The following is a 15,971-nucleotide window of genomic DNA, read 5'->3' on the forward strand; positions in this document are numbered from 1 at the left end:
GGCATGCACAGCGCCTTTCGGACAAGGAATTATCCTGCAAATGCTCGCAGAAAAACGACGAAGACCGACCGATACGCACAAGGACCGCCGATCGGCGGTCCTTGTTCCATCCTTTGCAAAAAAACAGTGCGAAACCCAGGCGGAGCACCGCACTCAAACCACGCAATACGCAGCTTGGCTACATGCTGAACAACCCGAACTGCGCCGCAACGTAAGCGACCAGAATCACGGTCACGAGCACCGGGGCGACGTATTTGATCATGACAGTCCAAGCTTTTTCGAACCTGAAGGGACTCGACTGCTTCACCTCGTCGACGATCACCTTCGGCTTGATGATCCACCCGACGAACACGCAGGTGAGCAGCGCGGCAATCGGCATCATGACCGAGTTGGAGATGAAGTCGAAGAAATCGAGCATCGACGAACCGGGACCGAGCGGCTCGATGAACGAAAGCGCGTTGTATCCCGCATTGATGAGCATGCCCGCGGCCACGATGAAGACCATCACCGTGATGAGCGAGCGCTTGCGCGACCAGCCCGCGCCGTCGGCGATGATAGACACGCACGTCTCGGTCAAGGATATGGCGCTCGTCAAGGCTGCGAACAGCACGAGCAGGAAGAACAGGAAGCCGACGATCGACGCCGCACCGCCCATATCGTTGAACACGCTCGGAAGCGTGATGAACATAAGCGAGGGGCCGGCCTGCGAAGCCACCGCATCGCCCGAACCCATGGCGACGAACGCCGCCGGCACGATCATAAGTCCGGCGAGGAAGGACACGCCAAGGTCGAATCCTCCGATGCGCGTCACGCTTTGGGTCAGGCTATCCTTCTTGTTGAGATAGGATCCGTACGTGATCATGATGCCCATGGCAAGCGAGAGGCTGTAGAACATCTGCCCCAGCGCACCGATGACGAGCTCGGGCGAAAACTTGCTGAAATCGGGCATGAGGTAGTACGCGACGCCGTCGAGCGCCCCCGGCATCGTGATGGTGTAGATGGCGATGCCGATTGCCATGACGATGAGCGCGGGCATCATGACGAGGTTCGCCTTCTCGATGCCGCCTTTCACGCCGAGGGCCACGATGATGAAGGTGATGGCCATGAAGATGAGCATCCACAGATAGCTCTCGGTGTTGCTTGTGATGAACCCGCTGAAGAAGCCGCCCCCATCGGCGAGCGCTCCAGGGCCGATCGTCAAGTACGACGCCGTGTACTTCGTCACCCATCCGCCGATGATGCAGTAATACGGAACGATGATGAACGGAATGGCAGACGTGAGGATTCCGATGAACGCGTACTTCTTGCCGAACGCCTTGAATGCGCCGATGGCGGATTGCCCGGTTTTGCGACCGAGCGCCGTTTCAAGCAGTAGCAGCGAAACGCCGAAGGTGAACACGAGCACCAAGTAGGTGAACAGGAACGTTCCCCCGCCGTACTTCGCAGCCAGATAGGGGAAACGCCACATGTTCCCCAAGCCGACGGCCGATGCAGCCGCAGCAAGGATGAACGCCCATTTGCCCGACCACGCGGAACGGGCGGGCTTATCCGTTGTTGCCATAACTCCTCCTGTGTCAGCGGCGCCCTTACGCCGCAACCGATGCGGATCCCTGGGCATCGCATGGTTCCCGTTCGGCTTTTTTCGCGAAGCCGGAACCATGCGGCACCCATCGCACTCGATGCCGACGATCGAATTCGATGATGCGATCCGCGAAACAAACTCGCTAATTATAGTATAGAAACGCCCTGCGCCGCGCAGAAAGGGTGCCTGAGAAAAGCCGAGAGGGGCATCCTTTTCGGACGGACGGCCTCGCAACGGGCACCCCGAACCGCCCGCCGCATGCCGAGCGATGCGGCACGCCTCAGCGACCGTGCCGCATCGGCATTCCGCCAGCGGTTTTGCACCCACCCGCGCAAGCGAGCCGCGACGCTAACAGGTCCGCCGCGCTACGGCTCCCCATGCTTCCCTACACCTTCGCGCTTCCTCCTTCCCCTCAGGAAGGCAATCGCGCCGACGAACGCGACGGCGGCGAGAAGCGCCTGGGTGCCGAACGACACGCTGAATCCGGCCATGCTCACATCGACCACGCCGCTCGCATCTGGCGAGGCAAGCGTCACCACGGCAACCATCACCGACGATCCGAGCGACCCGCAAATCTGGCGAAACGAATTGACGATGGCGGTGCCCTGCGGTATGTCGCCGCCTCTCAGATCGGTCATGCAATACGCGGTCATGGGCATGAGCACGAACGCGATGCCCACCATGCGCAGCATGTACATGCCCGCAATCCACAATGGGCTGACGTCTGCCGAAAAGAATACGAAAGCCCCCGTACCGACGAACAGAAGGGAGAAGCCTACCGCCCCGTTCAGCCGCGCCCCGAACCGATCGTACAGACGACCCGTCACAGGGTTGAGCAACGGCATGCACAGCGCGCCGGCCAACAGGATCAAACCCGACTCCGTCGGCGTGTAGCCGTGGATCTCCTGCATGCACAGCGGCACCTGCAGTGCCGAAGACATCATGACGATCTGGGCTACCACCAAAAAAACCACGCCCGTGGCAAACGTGCGGTTGCGAAACAGCGAAAGCTTGAGATACGGTCGGTCGATGCGCGTCTGCCGAATCGCAAACACCGCCACGAGCGCCACGCCCGCAAGCGTCGGCCCGAAGGCGCGCGCATCGAAGAATCCGAACTGTTCGAGCCCCGTTACGCCTACCATGAACACGACGAGCCCGAATGTGTACAGAAGCATCGAGGGAACATCGAGGAACGTCTTTCCGTGCCTGCCGACATCGCGCACTGCAAACGCCGACGCCGCAAGCGACACCAGCGCTCCAATCCCGAGTATGGCGAAAATAGTGCGCCATCCAAGCGCGTCGGTGATGACACCCGAAAGCGTCGGGCCCACAACGGGGGCGAACCCGAACACGAGGCCGACGAGGCCGAGCGCGTGGCCATGCTGCTCTTTCGGGTACAGCTCAAGGGCGATGACCTGCATGAGCGGCATGAGCACGCCCGTCCCGCACGCCTGCATGAGCCTCGATGCTAAAAGCACGGCATAGTGGGTCGACAGGTACGACAGAGCGCATCCGCCGCAGAACAGCCCAAGCGCTCCGAGAAACAGCCACCGAACGTTGCATCTCGTGATGAGAAATGCAGAAAAGGCGGCTACGATGCCGAGAACGTAGATGTAGGAGGTGGTCAGCAGCTGCCCGAACGTCGCGTTGATCCCGAATTCGTGCATGATGGTAGGAAGGGCGCTCGTCAGCATGCTCTGGCTCACCGATGCGAAAAACGTCCCTGCGAGCATAACCCCCAAAACGATTTTAGGGCTAATCTGCTTTCCCTGGATTGACATGACTCGATCATACGCGCATGGCGGGGGCTTCGTCAAAGAGCGTTGCCGCGAGCGGCAGCCGAGCGCTGTGCGCTTTTGGTTGGATCGCTCGGCAAACGGAGATGGTTCCACTAAGATGAGTAGTTGCTGAAATTCCGATTCCGTTCGATTGCGAGGAACAAACGACATGTGCGGCATCTGCGGCTTTACCGGCGCTGACGAAAGCGATGCTTTCACCCTGAAGGCAATGTGCGACATCATGGCCCATCGCGGCCCCGACGGCGAAGGCCAGTATCTCGATCGCGGCATAGCGCTCGGACACCGCCGCCTCTCGCTTATCGATCTCAAAAACGGAAACCAGCCCATGGTGCGCGCAAGCGCCGACAAGGACGCCGCGACCACCTCGCCGGTCGTCGAAGAGGCCGAAACCTACACCCGCGGCCGATTCGCCATCGTGTTCAACGGCGAGATATACAACTACCAGGATCTGCAGGCCGAGCTGCGCGCACAAGGCTGGGAGTTCGAAACGAACTCCGACACCGAAGTGCTGCTCGTCTCATACATCGCCTGGGGACGGGATCTACTCGAAAAAGTACGCGGCATGTTCGCATTCGCAATCTGGGATGCCGAGAAGCAGGAACTCTTCTGCGCACGCGACTTCTTCGGCATCAAACCGTTCTACTACACCGTTGCGGACGGCGCCCGCGGCCCGCAGTTCATCTTTGCCTCCGAAATCAAGTGCATCCTCGAACACCCTGCCTACGAGCGCGAACTCAACGAAGAAGCGCTCGAGCAGTACCTGTGCTTCCAGTTCTCGGCTCTCCCCGAAACCTTTTTCAAGGGCATCTTCAAACTCGCGCCCGCCCACTGCCTGACCGTGCGCGCCGATGGATCGATCGAAGACGAGCGCTACTGGATACCCCGCTACGACTTCGACGAAACCCGCAGCCGCGAGGACACGGTCGAGGCCATTGACGCGGCGATGCACGATTCGGTACGCTACCACAACGTCGCCGACGTCGAAGTAGGGTCGTTTCTCTCCTCGGGCATCGATTCGAGCTACATGGCCGCATGCCTTGCCGAAGAGAACCCGGCCATCAAAACGTTCACCGTAGGATTCGCCGAATACGAAGGCGAGAAGGACGAGATCGCGTGGGCGCGCGAACTGGCCGACCAGCTCGAAATCGAGAATAATTCGAAAACCATCACCGAAGCGGAATTCTGGGACGTGCTCGAGCGCGTGCAGTGGCACATGGACGAGCCCTCGGCCGACCCGAGCGCCGTCGCGCTCTACTTCGTCGATCAGGAAGCGGCCAAGAAGGTGAAAGCCGTGCTTTCCGGCGAAGGCGCCGACGAGTTCTTCGGAGGATACCGCATCTACCAGGTTCCGTTTGCAAACGAGAAGCTCTCCTGGTGCCCGAAGCCGCTTTTGCGCGGCGCCTCGAAGGTGGCCCGCGCGCTCAAGGTGCGCGGCGCGAACTACCTCGAACGAGCCTCCGAGACGGCCGAGGATTGGTACTACACCAATGCGAACGGCGTAGCGTTCTCCGCCGCCGAGCGCGCCGACCTGCTCAAGCACCCCGTTGCCGGCCCCACCCCGCAAGAACTCACTGCGCCCGTCTACGCCGAGGTCGCAGGCCTCGACGAGACGACGCGCATGCAGTACGTCGATCTGTACTTCTGGCTTGTAGGAGACATTCTGCTGAAAACCGACAAAATGTCGATGGCCCACTCGCTTGAAAGCCGCGTGCCGTTTCTCGACAAAGAGGTGTTCGACGTCTCGCGCACGATCCCCACGCCGCTCAAGGCCGATTCCGAGCAAACCAAGATCACGCTGCGCGAGGCCGCCATGCGCGCCATCCCGCGCGATTGGGCGCAAAAGGAGAAGCTCGGGTTTCCCGTGCCCGTGAAGTCGTGGCTCAAGCAGGATAAGTACTACGAGCAGGTGAAATCGTGGTTCACGAGCGAGCAGGCCGAGCGATTCTTCGACACCGGCAAGCTCATGCGCCTGCTCGACGACCACCGCGCCGGCCTCGCCGACAACACCCGCAAGATATGGATCATCTACATGTTCCTCATGTGGTACAAGATCTACTTCGTCGACAAGACGGTGCCCGAGAAGCCCGCGGTGTCGTAAGAGACGAGTTCGCACCGAAAAGCCGACCGCTTCGCAAGGGACGAACTCGCGTCGAAGACCTGCGGGCAGATTGCGTGCACGAAAATCAAGCGCAGCGATGCATCAGCCACAGACAGATCAGAGCAAGAGCCGTACGCAACGGAATGCCCGCGGATCCCCCGCATGCCACCGGCATCATCGAGGTACGTCGCGATTCTCGATGCACTCGAAAGGGAAATGCGGCCGACGAACCCCTTCGGATTGGCGGCGTTCAAAGAATAGCTGCCGCATAGCTCGAAGCCAAGGCAAACCAGCCTCGAAAAGGTCAGCAAATCAGCCATATGAACGAAGCATAGCTCTGGCGTGCTTGAATAGGCGTCTTCCGAAATCGGAACAAGCGAACGGGGAGGAACGGGGGCTCTGCACACATGGGAGACGACATGCCCGGATTGGCATCGCGATTTCTTATCGGAAACGAGAATATGGGCCGGACGGCTAAGCCCCTTCGAAGCGGTATCGCCTGCAAGGGAATCCAGGGTCTTCTTTGCGTCGAAGGCCCTGGAAAGCCGCCGGATCTCTTTTACGCGGGCAAAACGAGGGCAGGCGGCATCCGTCGGATAGGATCACCAATATCCCAATGCGGATCTGTGGCTGAGATAAAGCGGCATGCCGTCATCATAAACCCAAATCAACGCATAATTTCGAGAATTTACGCGCAGTAATTTTCGTCCTCGAACCATGTAAGGTTGCTAGTCGGTTTCCGTTAGATTCACGGGCGAATCCTGTCAGGTTTCCAGTTGAATCCTGTTAGATTTTGACTGAATCAAGGTTTGGGGCACGCCCTACGCCCCTGTCGGAGCGAGTTCGTCGGCATCGGACAGAACCTCGTCGCAGCCGCCTTTGGCGCGTTCGGCGTCAAGTCGGGCGATCTCCTCCTTGGAGCGCCCCCTCCACGTTGGCTCGATGCCGTTCTTCTTGTCGTTAGCCTGCGATATCAGACCGGGAACGATGTAAGCCGCCCAACAGATGATCGCACCCCATAGGTTCACACCGAGGAAGTTCGCATACGCGCCCGCACCTATGTTCATGAAACTGAGCGAAGCGGGAGCAACCGTATCCACGATGCCGAGCGCCATGCCAATCCAGAAAGCCAGTTGGAACCCGATCTTCGTGGGCTTGACCACGCCGTGCATGAGAAAGATCGGCCCGAGCCCCATAATCATTGTTCCCGAAATGGTAGTTGCCGCGATGATATCGGCACCCATGATCATGGGCAGGTCGCCCACTATGCCGAAGATTATCATGAAGATGATGCCGATGATGCGGGGGTTCATCTTCGGGGTGATACTCAGGATGCCCGGAAGATCGCGTGCGGTCAGCTTCGCAAGCGAGCTGAACGTCGAATCGAGCGTCGATCCCGCCGTGGCTATCATGATGACGGCCATCAGGAAGAACGCTACCAAACCAAGGCTCTGCGCCACCACCACCGGAGCGCTCGAACCTGCAATGCTCATGCCGTTTATGTAGGCGTGAACGCCGATCAGCGAGAAAAGCACGATCGCTGCGAACCCCAGAAGACCGGCGACGACGAACGATTTCAACATCTTCTTCTCTTCGCAGATGAAACCGCGATCGGTCAGCACTGCATCGTGGAAGCCGTACGAGAGGCACTGCAAACCCGCGCCGATTATGAAATCGACGCCTCCCTCGAGCGACCACACGCCCGATGTCACGTAATCAACCGGATTATCCTGCGGAACGACCCACACCAGAACCACGATGAGCAGGACGGCGAAAAGCGCTGCTTGAGCGATGTCGGTGATGATGGAGCCGCGCATGCCGCCCCAGCAGCAGTATCCCACCGTGATGGCGGTGAACAGCAAGGCCGCGATGATGAACGGAGCCGATCCTGAGTCGCCGTAGTAAGCGCCGACGACCGAGGTGTTCGACCAGACCTCGTTGAAAAGGCGAACGAGGATGGCTGCCGAGAAGCAAAACGCAGCAGCTATTCCGTAGTGCTTGGTCAGAAAGCTCACGGTTCCCGTCGCACCGAACTTGCGGCGCAGGCGGTACAGGGCGAACCCCGTCAAAGGGATGCACAGCCAATACATCGCGTAGCCGATGCCGCCGACGATGCCGAACTGAGCGCCCATATTGGCCGCGTTGGTAACCGACTTCGCGAAAATCCATGCGATGAAAATGGAAGCGGTGATCATCCACGGATTGGCAGCGCGCCCATGTTTGTCCTCGCCCTTGAAGAAGCCGCCGAGACTCACGGTTTTCGGCGAAAGCAGGAACATGACGATACCGTACACGACGAGAAAACCCCAAAAGAAAATTCCAGTTGATGAATCCATGGCAGGATGCGCTCCTTTCAGATTGCAGGTACTGTCGATGGACATCGGTCATTGCATTCTGGAAATCAGCCGATCGATCCCAATCGCAAAATCCAATCACCGTTGTCCATATCAACTATTGGATTATATCTAATAATAACTATATGCCAATAGGTGATTATATATTTTCGGAAGAAAGGCTTCGCATCGAGCCTATTGCTGGACGAGCGTCCCCCCGCAGCTCGAACCGAACCCCGCAGCGCATGCGTAGCAATGGTTTCCAAACGCTATTGCACGTTCAAGCGCCAGATCGTCGTCGGCAGCATAGTCGAAGATGGTAAGGTCCCTTCCCTCACGTTTCTGAACGAGGCCGACCGCTTGGTTGAAATCGCAGTCGTAGATACGGCCGTCGTAGCCAACCGAAACCTGGTGTCGGCACATCATGTCTCCGCAGGCATCGGGATTGAACGCGTCCATGAGCAGCTCCAGATAATCGTCGAGACGATCCGTCGCCAGAAGATGGGCTCCGTAGCGCCCGATCGGATTGTTCGCAACGGCAAACAGATTATCGAATACAATGCCGAAATCTTCGGAGAGCCTGCGCTTGTACGCCTGCTCAAGCTCGTCTTGCCTCGGGGGCAGCACGGGCCACTGCGGATTGAAAACCAAATCGAGCACCAAGCCGCCGCCATTGCCGTATCCTTTTGCGTTGAGGCGCCGAAGAACCTCGAGCGACCCCGAAAACGCATGCGCGCCGCGCTGCTTCTCGACCTGGGCGGCGTTGACGTTCGGAAGCGATGCGACAACCTCGATGCCGAGATCAGCATACCGGTCGATCAGGTGCTCGTACTTCGGCTCGAGCAGAACAACCAGGTTGCTGCGCACCATGACATGGCCCACGCGGCGGACAGCCTCGTCGATGAACCATTCGAAATCAGGATTCATCTCGGGGGCACCGCCGGTGATGTCAAGCGTTTCGATGCCGCGGGTCTCCATCACGGAGAGGATCGCAGCCATGCACTCGCGGCTCATCAGCTCCGTTCTGTTCGGACCCGCCTCGACATGGCAATGCACGCAGGCGAGGTTGCACAGCTTCCCGACGTTCGCCTGAAGCGTCGTCGGATGCGGCTCGGTTCTCAGGTGCTCGGCTTCCAGCATATCCTCGAAGTACATGAGGCGAGCAAGCGCGAGCTCCACATCTCCAGCCGTCGCCCGAACGCGGGGCCGAACGGCCTCTTCGCGAAACGCAGCACGGGGAGAAAAGCCCCCGAGCAGCGCATCTTCGATGTAGTCGTTCGGCCCCCCGACGATGCGGTCACGATACGAAATGGCCGCCGGACTTGCGGGTGTCCACAGCGCATCGAACCACTCGACATAGGCCGCCTGGTCGTACCTGAGGGGCACCGCTTCGATATGGACGCCCTTCCTCTCGATGCCGAACAGCGCTTCTTTGGCGGGCGTTGTGGAAATGCGCGTGACGATGCCGAAATCCTGGCCGGAGAAATTCGGCAGGCCCGCAGCACCGTTGTTGATGACCGCTCCGTCGGCCAGCATCATCGCCGCAGGCGAACAGGTATGCGTCGTTGCAAACACATCGATCCCGGTTTCGCGCATCCAGTGCGAAAGCTCTTCCTGCCTAAGGGGATCCTGAAGCGATTCGCGCGAGCAATCCCACCCCCCGATAAGCTTCTCATCGCCATGGGTTACGCCCACAACGCAAGACCCGACCGAAGCGGTCAAGGCAACCGGCCTGCCTTGCAGCAGCTCGCGAAGCTCGGGATGCGAAAACAACGCCGTCGAAAGCATTTTGTGAATGCGATTCGAACGGCTGACGTCGGCATCGGATGTGCAATCGGGATAAGAGCAGCCGCAACCCACGCCGATATCGGTCTCGCGGCGCAGCTCGGCTTCGACGTTGCCCGCAAGCGGCATGTACCGGGCGGCATGCTGCTCGATGGCTTCGAAGTTCTCGGCCGTCTTATCGAACCAATGCACGTCGCCGTTCAAAACAGCCCTCACGTCGCCGTCTTCGGAAGCGATGAGATCGTCGAGGGCATCGAGGGCAAAGGGGTTTCCGTACAAGCCTCCGACGACGTAGAGCGTATCGCAGGAAAAAGCAGGCTCCGCTCGGAACAGATCCGAATCGAGGCGGTAGTCGATCGGGCATACCCTTCCCGCATCCTTGAAATTGCGTCGTTTCGCCCCACCTGTTGAACAACCGCCCATGAACTCTCCTCGCGTCCGTGCACCGACACCTTGTCAGCTCTGGAGCCGACAAGGATAATAAAAGATTATAGCAATTATTTGACTATGTCTATGCAAATCGGGAAGGATCGACGGCTACAAGATGACCGTCCGCATCCTCGTACAAGCACAGGCTTCCCCTTTTGTTCGCATACAGGTGCTTGAATCGGGCAAGGTCTCCTCGCGGCTGCTCGGCCGTCTGGGCGGGCGACGGTTCGGAAGCCGAAGACTGCGCCGCTTCAGGCTTAGGCGACGGCGCCGTCGAAGGTCGTTCTGCTTCCGATTCGGGCAGCGACACCGCCGTCGAAGACTGAGCCGCTTCCGATTCGGGCAGCGGCACCGCCGAAGACCGCTCTGTTTCCGATTCAAGCGACGGCACCCGCTCGGGCTCAAGCGCCCTTCCATGCGCCGGGCGGGCCGCATGCTTGCCCATCGGCTTCTCTTCGGGCTTGCACGCAGGCTCGGCATCGAGATTGCATGCAGGCTCGCACGCCTTCGGCTCTGAGAGCCGCGCAGCAGCCTTCGCCTCTTCGAGGCTCATCGCGTTCTGACCGAAATCAGGGGTCTCGATCTGCTCGAAATCAAGCGCGGAGCTATGGGCGGGAGCGGCAGTCGGAATGCTGAACACATCCGCATCGCGTTTCTCGCGGCGCGCCCGCTTTTCCGCGCGGCGCTTCTTCCTGAGAACGCCTTTGGTCTCGATATAGGGTGCCCGAGCATCAAGATCTTGCGCCGGCTTCCCGTCGTCTACGACGGGAAGCCGTCCGACCGGATCCCGCTGCTTCTCGGCATGCGGCGCATCATCGGGACCCGCCTCGTCCACCGATTCCGATTCGGCCGCAGCGATCGGCTCCTCGGCACTCGCGCGCTCCTCGGCCGGCGCCCCCGCATCGCGGGAAACGAGCTGGTCGTAGAGCGCCTCGAGCGACCGAAGTTCCTCTTCGGCAGCCGTATGCTCGTGCGAAACCGCGTCTTGCGCGGCTTGGTCGCCCGAACCCGACTCGATCGCCGGGAGGGCGTCCTCCGATGCTTCGGGCTTCTTCCCCGCCGAAGGGATCTCGGCTGCAGAGGTTTCGCTCAGATAGCGGTCGTTGTGCTGGACCTCTATGCCGGAAGGGATAACCTGGCCGGTCATTCCCTTTTCGGCAACGCCGAACTTATCAAGCACCCATGAATTGGTACGCGCAATGGACAGAAGCTCGCGTGCCCACTCCTCCCGCTGCTCTTCGGTATGCTCGGCCTGCAAAAGCTTCGCTATCTCAATGACACGGTTCCACGACATGGCGTCGATATCCTCTTTCATGGATACGATTCTGTCGGCCTCCCGCATAATCTGCTGTTCGGCGCTTTTCCTAAACACAACTACCCTCTTCCCGCACGGATTCCAACGACGCGTCGCCGTAATCGACATGCCAAAAAACCAGACCGCCGGCAGGCGCATTCTCGCCCGCCGCGCATCGGTCGCGTGCTTCGAGCACCTCTTTCACCCACAGGGGGTCACGGCGGCCCGAGCCAACAGCGACGAGCGTGCCGACGATCGTGCGCACCATGGAGTGGAGAAACGCATTGCCGACCACCCTTACGACGACGACCGTCTCTCCGAGAAGGTCCTCGCGGCCGATCGATATCTCGGAAACGTTTCTGCAGGTGGGTTTTCCTTCGGCAGAGACCGCCGTGCAGAAGCTTTTGAAATCATGTTCGCCGATCAGATGAGCCGCGCCAGCGTTCATGGCATCGATATCGAGATGGCGCTTGAGGTGCCACACGCGGTCGGCCACAAGCACCGGGCGCTCGGAACCTTCGTAGATGAAGTATCGGTACTCGCGGGCTTTCGCATCGAATCGAGCCGAGAAGCCGAAATCCGCCTCCCACGCCCCACGCACGGCGATGCGCTCGTCGACGAGCGCGTTGAGCGATCGGGTGAGCGCGGAAAGGGGTCGAGCCTCGAACTCGCGAGCGGTAACGTCGAAGCTTACGACCTGACCGCGCGCATGCACCCCCGCATCGGTGCGCCCCGCGCAGGTCGTCTCGACGGAGCGCTTGCACAGCAAAGCCAGCGCCTCTTCGAGCGATCCCTGCACCGTGAGCTGCCCCGGCTGTCGCGCGAACCCCGAAAACGGAGCCCCATCGTAAGCGAGCTTAAGCGCCACCGTATGTTCCATAACAGTTTCCATATCCGTTCAGTATAAAAGAAACGGCTGCTCCGCACACCGGAACAGCCGAATCGTCAGCATTTTGTGATGCCGCCATCGCCAAAGGAGCGCGTATAGGGCGAAATGCCGGTGCGAAACAACCCTTTGCTGCAGGCAAACCCGCGCCCGCCGCTGCTCGAAACAGCGGTTTCCTACGAAGCCATCCACACCGGCTTTCCGAACAGATCCTGAATCTCCGAACGCAGAATCTGGCTGCGGGCATCCACGGTAACGGGAAGCTCTGCGCGGAACTTGCGCCCGTCGGCCTGGCTGATGAACAGCACCACCCCGTCGCGGCCCGGATATGATTTCAAGATGCGGTTCAGGCGCATCGAAGCGTTCTGGTCGAAGTCCGACGAGGCGATCTTCAGCTCGAGGTGCGAAGGCCTGACGTCGTCTTCCGAAAGCTCGATGGCCTCGATCTCGTAGGCGATGAGCTGATTGCCCCGGTCGCTGTGCTCGAACTTGCCCTTTATCTTGACGATCGCGTCTTCCTGGATTGCCTCGGCGTTATCATCGTACTTGAAGCAGATGGCATCCACATGTCCCGTCGTATCCTCAAGCGTGAACGTAGCCATCTTCGTGCCGCGCTTCGTAAGCTTGGTCACGACGGCCGACACCATGCCGACGAACGTTGCGCTCGCGATGTCCTTCTCGCGATCAGCCAAATCTCCGAGCGAGAACTTCGTCATACGCGATATGAGCCCCTCGTACGGACGCAAGGGATGGTCGGACACGTAGATCTTGAGGATCTCCTTCTCGTAGGCGAGCTTGGTGCGCTTGTCCCACTCGACGTTGTCGGGCGCGGGGATCTCCTCCTTGAAATCCGAATCGGGATCGTCGGCGAACATGTCGAACATGCTCACCTGCCCCATGTCGCGATCCTTCTGCCGCTTCGAGGCACCCTCGAGCAGCGGCGTCTCCTCGATGAAGTACATGAGCTGCTTGCGGGTGTAACCCGTCGAATCGAACGCGCCCGCCTTGATGAGCGCTTCGAGCGTCTTGCGGTTGTAAGCCTTCGAATCCATTCGGTTCACGAAATCGTGAAGCGAGGTGAACTTGCCGTTGCGCTCGCGTTCGCGGATAACCTCTTCGGCCACCTTCTCGCCGACGCCGCGCACACCCGCCAAACCGAAGACCACGCCTTCGTCAGTCGGCGTGAACTCCAGGTTCGACGCGTTGATGTCGGGCGGCAGAACCGGAATGCCCGAACGGTTGCAGCTCGCGATGTACTTGATCAGCTTGTCCGAGTTGCCCATGTAAGACGAAAGCACGGCAGCCATGAAGTCATGCGGATAGTACGCTTTCAGGTAAGCCGTGCGCATAACCAGAATGGCGTATGCGGCCGAGTGCGACTTGTTGAACGCGTACTTGGCGAATTTCTCGGCATCTTCCCAGATCTGCTTGGCGATATCGAGCGAGAACCCGTTTTCGACCGCGCCGCTGTTCCAGTCTTCCTGGAGCTGGCGCATGATATCGAGCTTCTTCTTACCCATGGCCTTGCGCAGCTTATCCGCCTTGCCGGCAGAAAAGCCGCTCATGGCCATGGAGATCTGCATGATCTGCTCCTGATAGACCATGGTGCCGTAGGTTTCTTCGAGGATCGGACGCAGACGGTCGTCGTAGTAGTGGACCGATGTCTTTCCGCTCGCCACCTTGATGTAGTCGTCGACCATGCCCGACTCGAGCGGACCCGGACGGTTAAGCGCGATCGAGGCGACGATGTCGGAGAAGCGTTTGGGGGGAAGGCGGGCGAACAGGCTTACGTAAAGTGCGCCCTCCACCTGGAAGAGCCCGTCCATATTGCCTGAGCGCATGAGCTCGAACGCCTTCTCGTCATTGATCGGGATCTCCTCGGGCACGATGTGCTCGCCGAAGCGGCTCTCGATGTTGCGGCATGCGCGGCTGATAACGCCGAGCGTGCGCAAGCCCAGGAAGTCCATTTTAAGAAGTCCCAAGTCGGGCGTGTAATGCCCGTCATATTGCGTGATGATGCCGCCGCCCTTGGTATCGCGCTTCATGGGCACGTGATCGCTCATGGGATCGCGGCAGATGATCGTGGCGCACGCATGCACGCCTTCGCCGCGAACGTGGCCTTCGATGGAGAGGGCGGCGTCGAGCACCTGTTTGACGTCTTCTTCGGTCGCGTAGGCCTTCTTGAGGTCGGGGTTCTTCGCAAGCGCATCGGTGATCGTGATGCCGAGCTCGTCGCCGATCATCTTCGTGATACGGTCGCCGACGCCGTAGGGGTAGTCGAGCACGCGCGCGGCGTCGCGCACGGCGTTTTTGGCCTGCAGCTTGCCGAACGTGATAACGCCCGACACGTGGTCTTCGCCGTAGACCTCCTTGATGTGCTCGATCACCTCGCCGCGACGTTCGTCTTCGAAGTCGACGTCGATATCGGGCATCTCCACGCGTTCGGGCGAAAGGAAGCGTTCGAACAGAAGCCCGTTCGAGAGCGGGTCGAGATCGGTGATCCCCATGGCGTAGGCGACGATCGCGCCTGCGGCCGATCCGCGGCCCGGACCGACGCCGATGCCCTGGCTTCGCGCCCACTCGATATACTCCTGCACGATGAGGAAGTACGCGGGGAAACCCTGCTGGATGATGATGCCCGCTTCGTAATCGGCACGCTCTTGCGCTTCGGGAGGTATGGGCTCGCCGTAGCGCTTGACAAGACCCTCCTGGATGCGCTTCTTGAAGTAGCTCTCCTCGGTCTCTCCCTCCGGCAAGGGAAAGCGCGGCAAGATCGAATCGCGCTCGAGCACGACATCGCACTTCGCGGCGAGCTCGACCGTATTGTCGCACGCCTCGGGGAAATCCTTGAGGGCTTCGCGCATCTCTTCTTCGGTCTTCATGTAGAACTGGTCGTTCTCGAACTTCATGCGGTTCGTGTCGTTGACCGCAGAGCCCGTGCCGATGCAGAGCATGATGTCCTGCGCGCGAGCGTCTTCCTGCAAAAGGTAGTGGAAGTCGTTGGTGGCGATGGTCTTCAGACCCGCCGTCTGCGCGACCTTCGTAAGCTGATGGTTGAGCTCGGTCTGCGTGAATCCGGCGTCGGTCACGATGCCCTGATTCTGCAGCTCGATGTAAAAATCGCCCGGATCGAAGCAACTCGCGAACTTCTTGGCCCATTCGACCGCATCGTCGAAACGGCGGTCGTCGAGCATTTTGGGAATGATGCCCGCAATGCAGGCGCTCGATCCTATGATGCCCTTGCCGTATTTTTGGAGCATCGAAAACGTCGTGCGGGGCTTGTAGTAGAAGTTGTCGACATGCGACTCCGATACGAGGCGGACGAGGTTGTGGTAGCCCTCGTTCGTCTTAGCGAGCAGCAGCAGATGATACAGCTTCGGCTTGGTGTCCTTGCGCAGTTCCTCGTCCGTCGTGAAGTATACTTCGCACCCGTAGATGGGCTTGACGCGCACACCCGTTTCAGCCTCGACCGCGTCGCATGCATCGCACAGCTCGGGAACGCCGCTCATGACGCCGTGGTCGGTAACGGCCACGGCGGGCATGCCGAGCTCTGCGGCACGGCGCACCATATCCTTGATATGCGTTGCGCCGTCGAGCAGGGAATATTCGGTGTGGTTGTGCAGGTGAACGAATGCCATATCTTGTGCCTCTGCAAATTCTCGTATGCCTTCTCTGGTATCGTCACCATGATAGCAGCTTACCGGCGCAACCGCTGAGGATAAAGCGTGGATTTTTGCCCCCAACCGACGGATGCCGCCCCGCCGA

At 59.8% G+C, this 15,971-nt stretch carries 8 protein-coding genes; 1 reads left to right on the top strand and 7 read right to left on the bottom strand.

Annotation, left to right across the window (positions count from 1 at the left end):
- Window positions 1–178: 178 nt before the first annotated feature.
- The gene (locus C1719_RS10935; RefSeq protein WP_102375139.1) at window positions 179–1,561 is read right to left on the bottom strand and encodes a sodium-dependent transporter; all 1,383 of its coding nucleotides are present in this window, start codon (window positions 1,559–1,561) and stop codon (window positions 179–181) included.
- Between the two features lie 386 nt (window positions 1,562–1,947).
- Entirely contained in the window at window positions 1,948–3,363 is a 1,416-nt protein-coding gene (locus tag C1719_RS10940) for an MFS transporter (RefSeq protein ID WP_180963567.1), read from the bottom strand.
- A gap of 166 nt (window positions 3,364–3,529) precedes the next feature.
- Here C1719_RS10940 and asnB point away from each other — a divergent pair, with 166 nt between their 5' ends.
- Entirely contained in the window at window positions 3,530–5,479 is a 1,950-nt protein-coding gene (gene asnB / locus C1719_RS10945) for an asparagine synthase (glutamine-hydrolyzing) (RefSeq protein ID WP_102375141.1), read from the top strand.
- Between the two features lie 821 nt (window positions 5,480–6,300).
- Here the strand turns inward: asnB and C1719_RS10955 are convergent.
- The 5 genes from C1719_RS10955 to dnaE all read right to left on the bottom strand — a co-directional run bounded on the left by C1719_RS10955 (window position 6,301) and on the right by dnaE (window position 15,844).
- Window positions 6,301–7,815 carry an SLC5/6 family protein gene (locus C1719_RS10955; protein WP_219717853.1) on the bottom strand — a complete coding sequence of 505 codons (1,515 nt, stop codon included), beginning with the start codon at window positions 7,813–7,815 and terminating at the stop codon, window positions 6,301–6,303.
- A 192-nt stretch (window positions 7,816–8,007) separates the two neighbouring features.
- Window positions 8,008–10,020: an arsenosugar biosynthesis radical SAM (seleno)protein ArsS gene (arsS, locus tag C1719_RS15895; protein WP_219717856.1), complete on the bottom strand. Its 2,013-nt coding sequence runs from the start codon at window positions 10,018–10,020 to the stop codon at window positions 8,008–8,010.
- Between the two features lie 88 nt (window positions 10,021–10,108).
- Entirely contained in the window at window positions 10,109–11,398 is a 1,290-nt protein-coding gene (locus C1719_RS10970) for a hypothetical protein (protein ID WP_146007888.1), read from the bottom strand.
- Window positions 11,391–12,200 carry a tRNA pseudouridine(38-40) synthase TruA gene (gene truA, locus C1719_RS10975; RefSeq protein WP_342745912.1) on the bottom strand — a complete coding sequence of 270 codons (810 nt, stop codon included), beginning with the start codon at window positions 12,198–12,200 and terminating at the stop codon, window positions 11,391–11,393. The genes C1719_RS10970 and truA overlap by 8 nt, the downstream gene beginning before the upstream one ends.
- Before the next feature lie 182 nt (window positions 12,201–12,382).
- Window positions 12,383–15,844, bottom strand: a complete 3,462-nt coding sequence (gene dnaE / locus C1719_RS10980; RefSeq protein WP_102375145.1) for a DNA polymerase III subunit alpha — start codon at window positions 15,842–15,844, stop codon at window positions 12,383–12,385.
- Between the last annotated feature and the right edge of the window lie 127 nt (window positions 15,845–15,971).

This window comes from Raoultibacter massiliensis (genome assembly GCF_900199545.1).
Taxonomy (GTDB): Bacteria; Actinomycetota; Coriobacteriia; order Coriobacteriales; family Eggerthellaceae; genus Raoultibacter; species Raoultibacter massiliensis.

Excerpts from the sequence above, each read along its gene's own strand:
- asnB (WP_102375141.1), top strand. The coding sequence starts at position 3,530 with ATGTGCGGCATCTGCGGCTTTACCGGCGCTGACGAAAGCGATGCTTTC.
- truA (WP_342745912.1), bottom strand. The coding sequence starts at position 12,200 with ATGGAACATACGGTGGCGCTTAAGCTCGCTTACGATGGGGCTCCGTTT.
- dnaE (WP_102375145.1), bottom strand. The coding sequence starts at position 15,844 with ATGGCATTCGTTCACCTGCACAACCACACCGAATATTCCCTGCTCGAC.
- arsS (WP_219717856.1), bottom strand. The coding sequence starts at position 10,020 with ATGGGCGGTTGTTCAACAGGTGGGGCGAAACGACGCAATTTCAAGGAT.
- C1719_RS10935 (WP_102375139.1), bottom strand. The coding sequence starts at position 1,561 with ATGGCAACAACGGATAAGCCCGCCCGTTCCGCGTGGTCGGGCAAATGG.
- C1719_RS10955 (WP_219717853.1), bottom strand. The coding sequence starts at position 7,815 with ATGGATTCATCAACTGGAATTTTCTTTTGGGGTTTTCTCGTCGTGTAC.
- C1719_RS10940 (WP_180963567.1), bottom strand. The coding sequence starts at position 3,363 with ATGTCAATCCAGGGAAAGCAGATTAGCCCTAAAATCGTTTTGGGGGTT.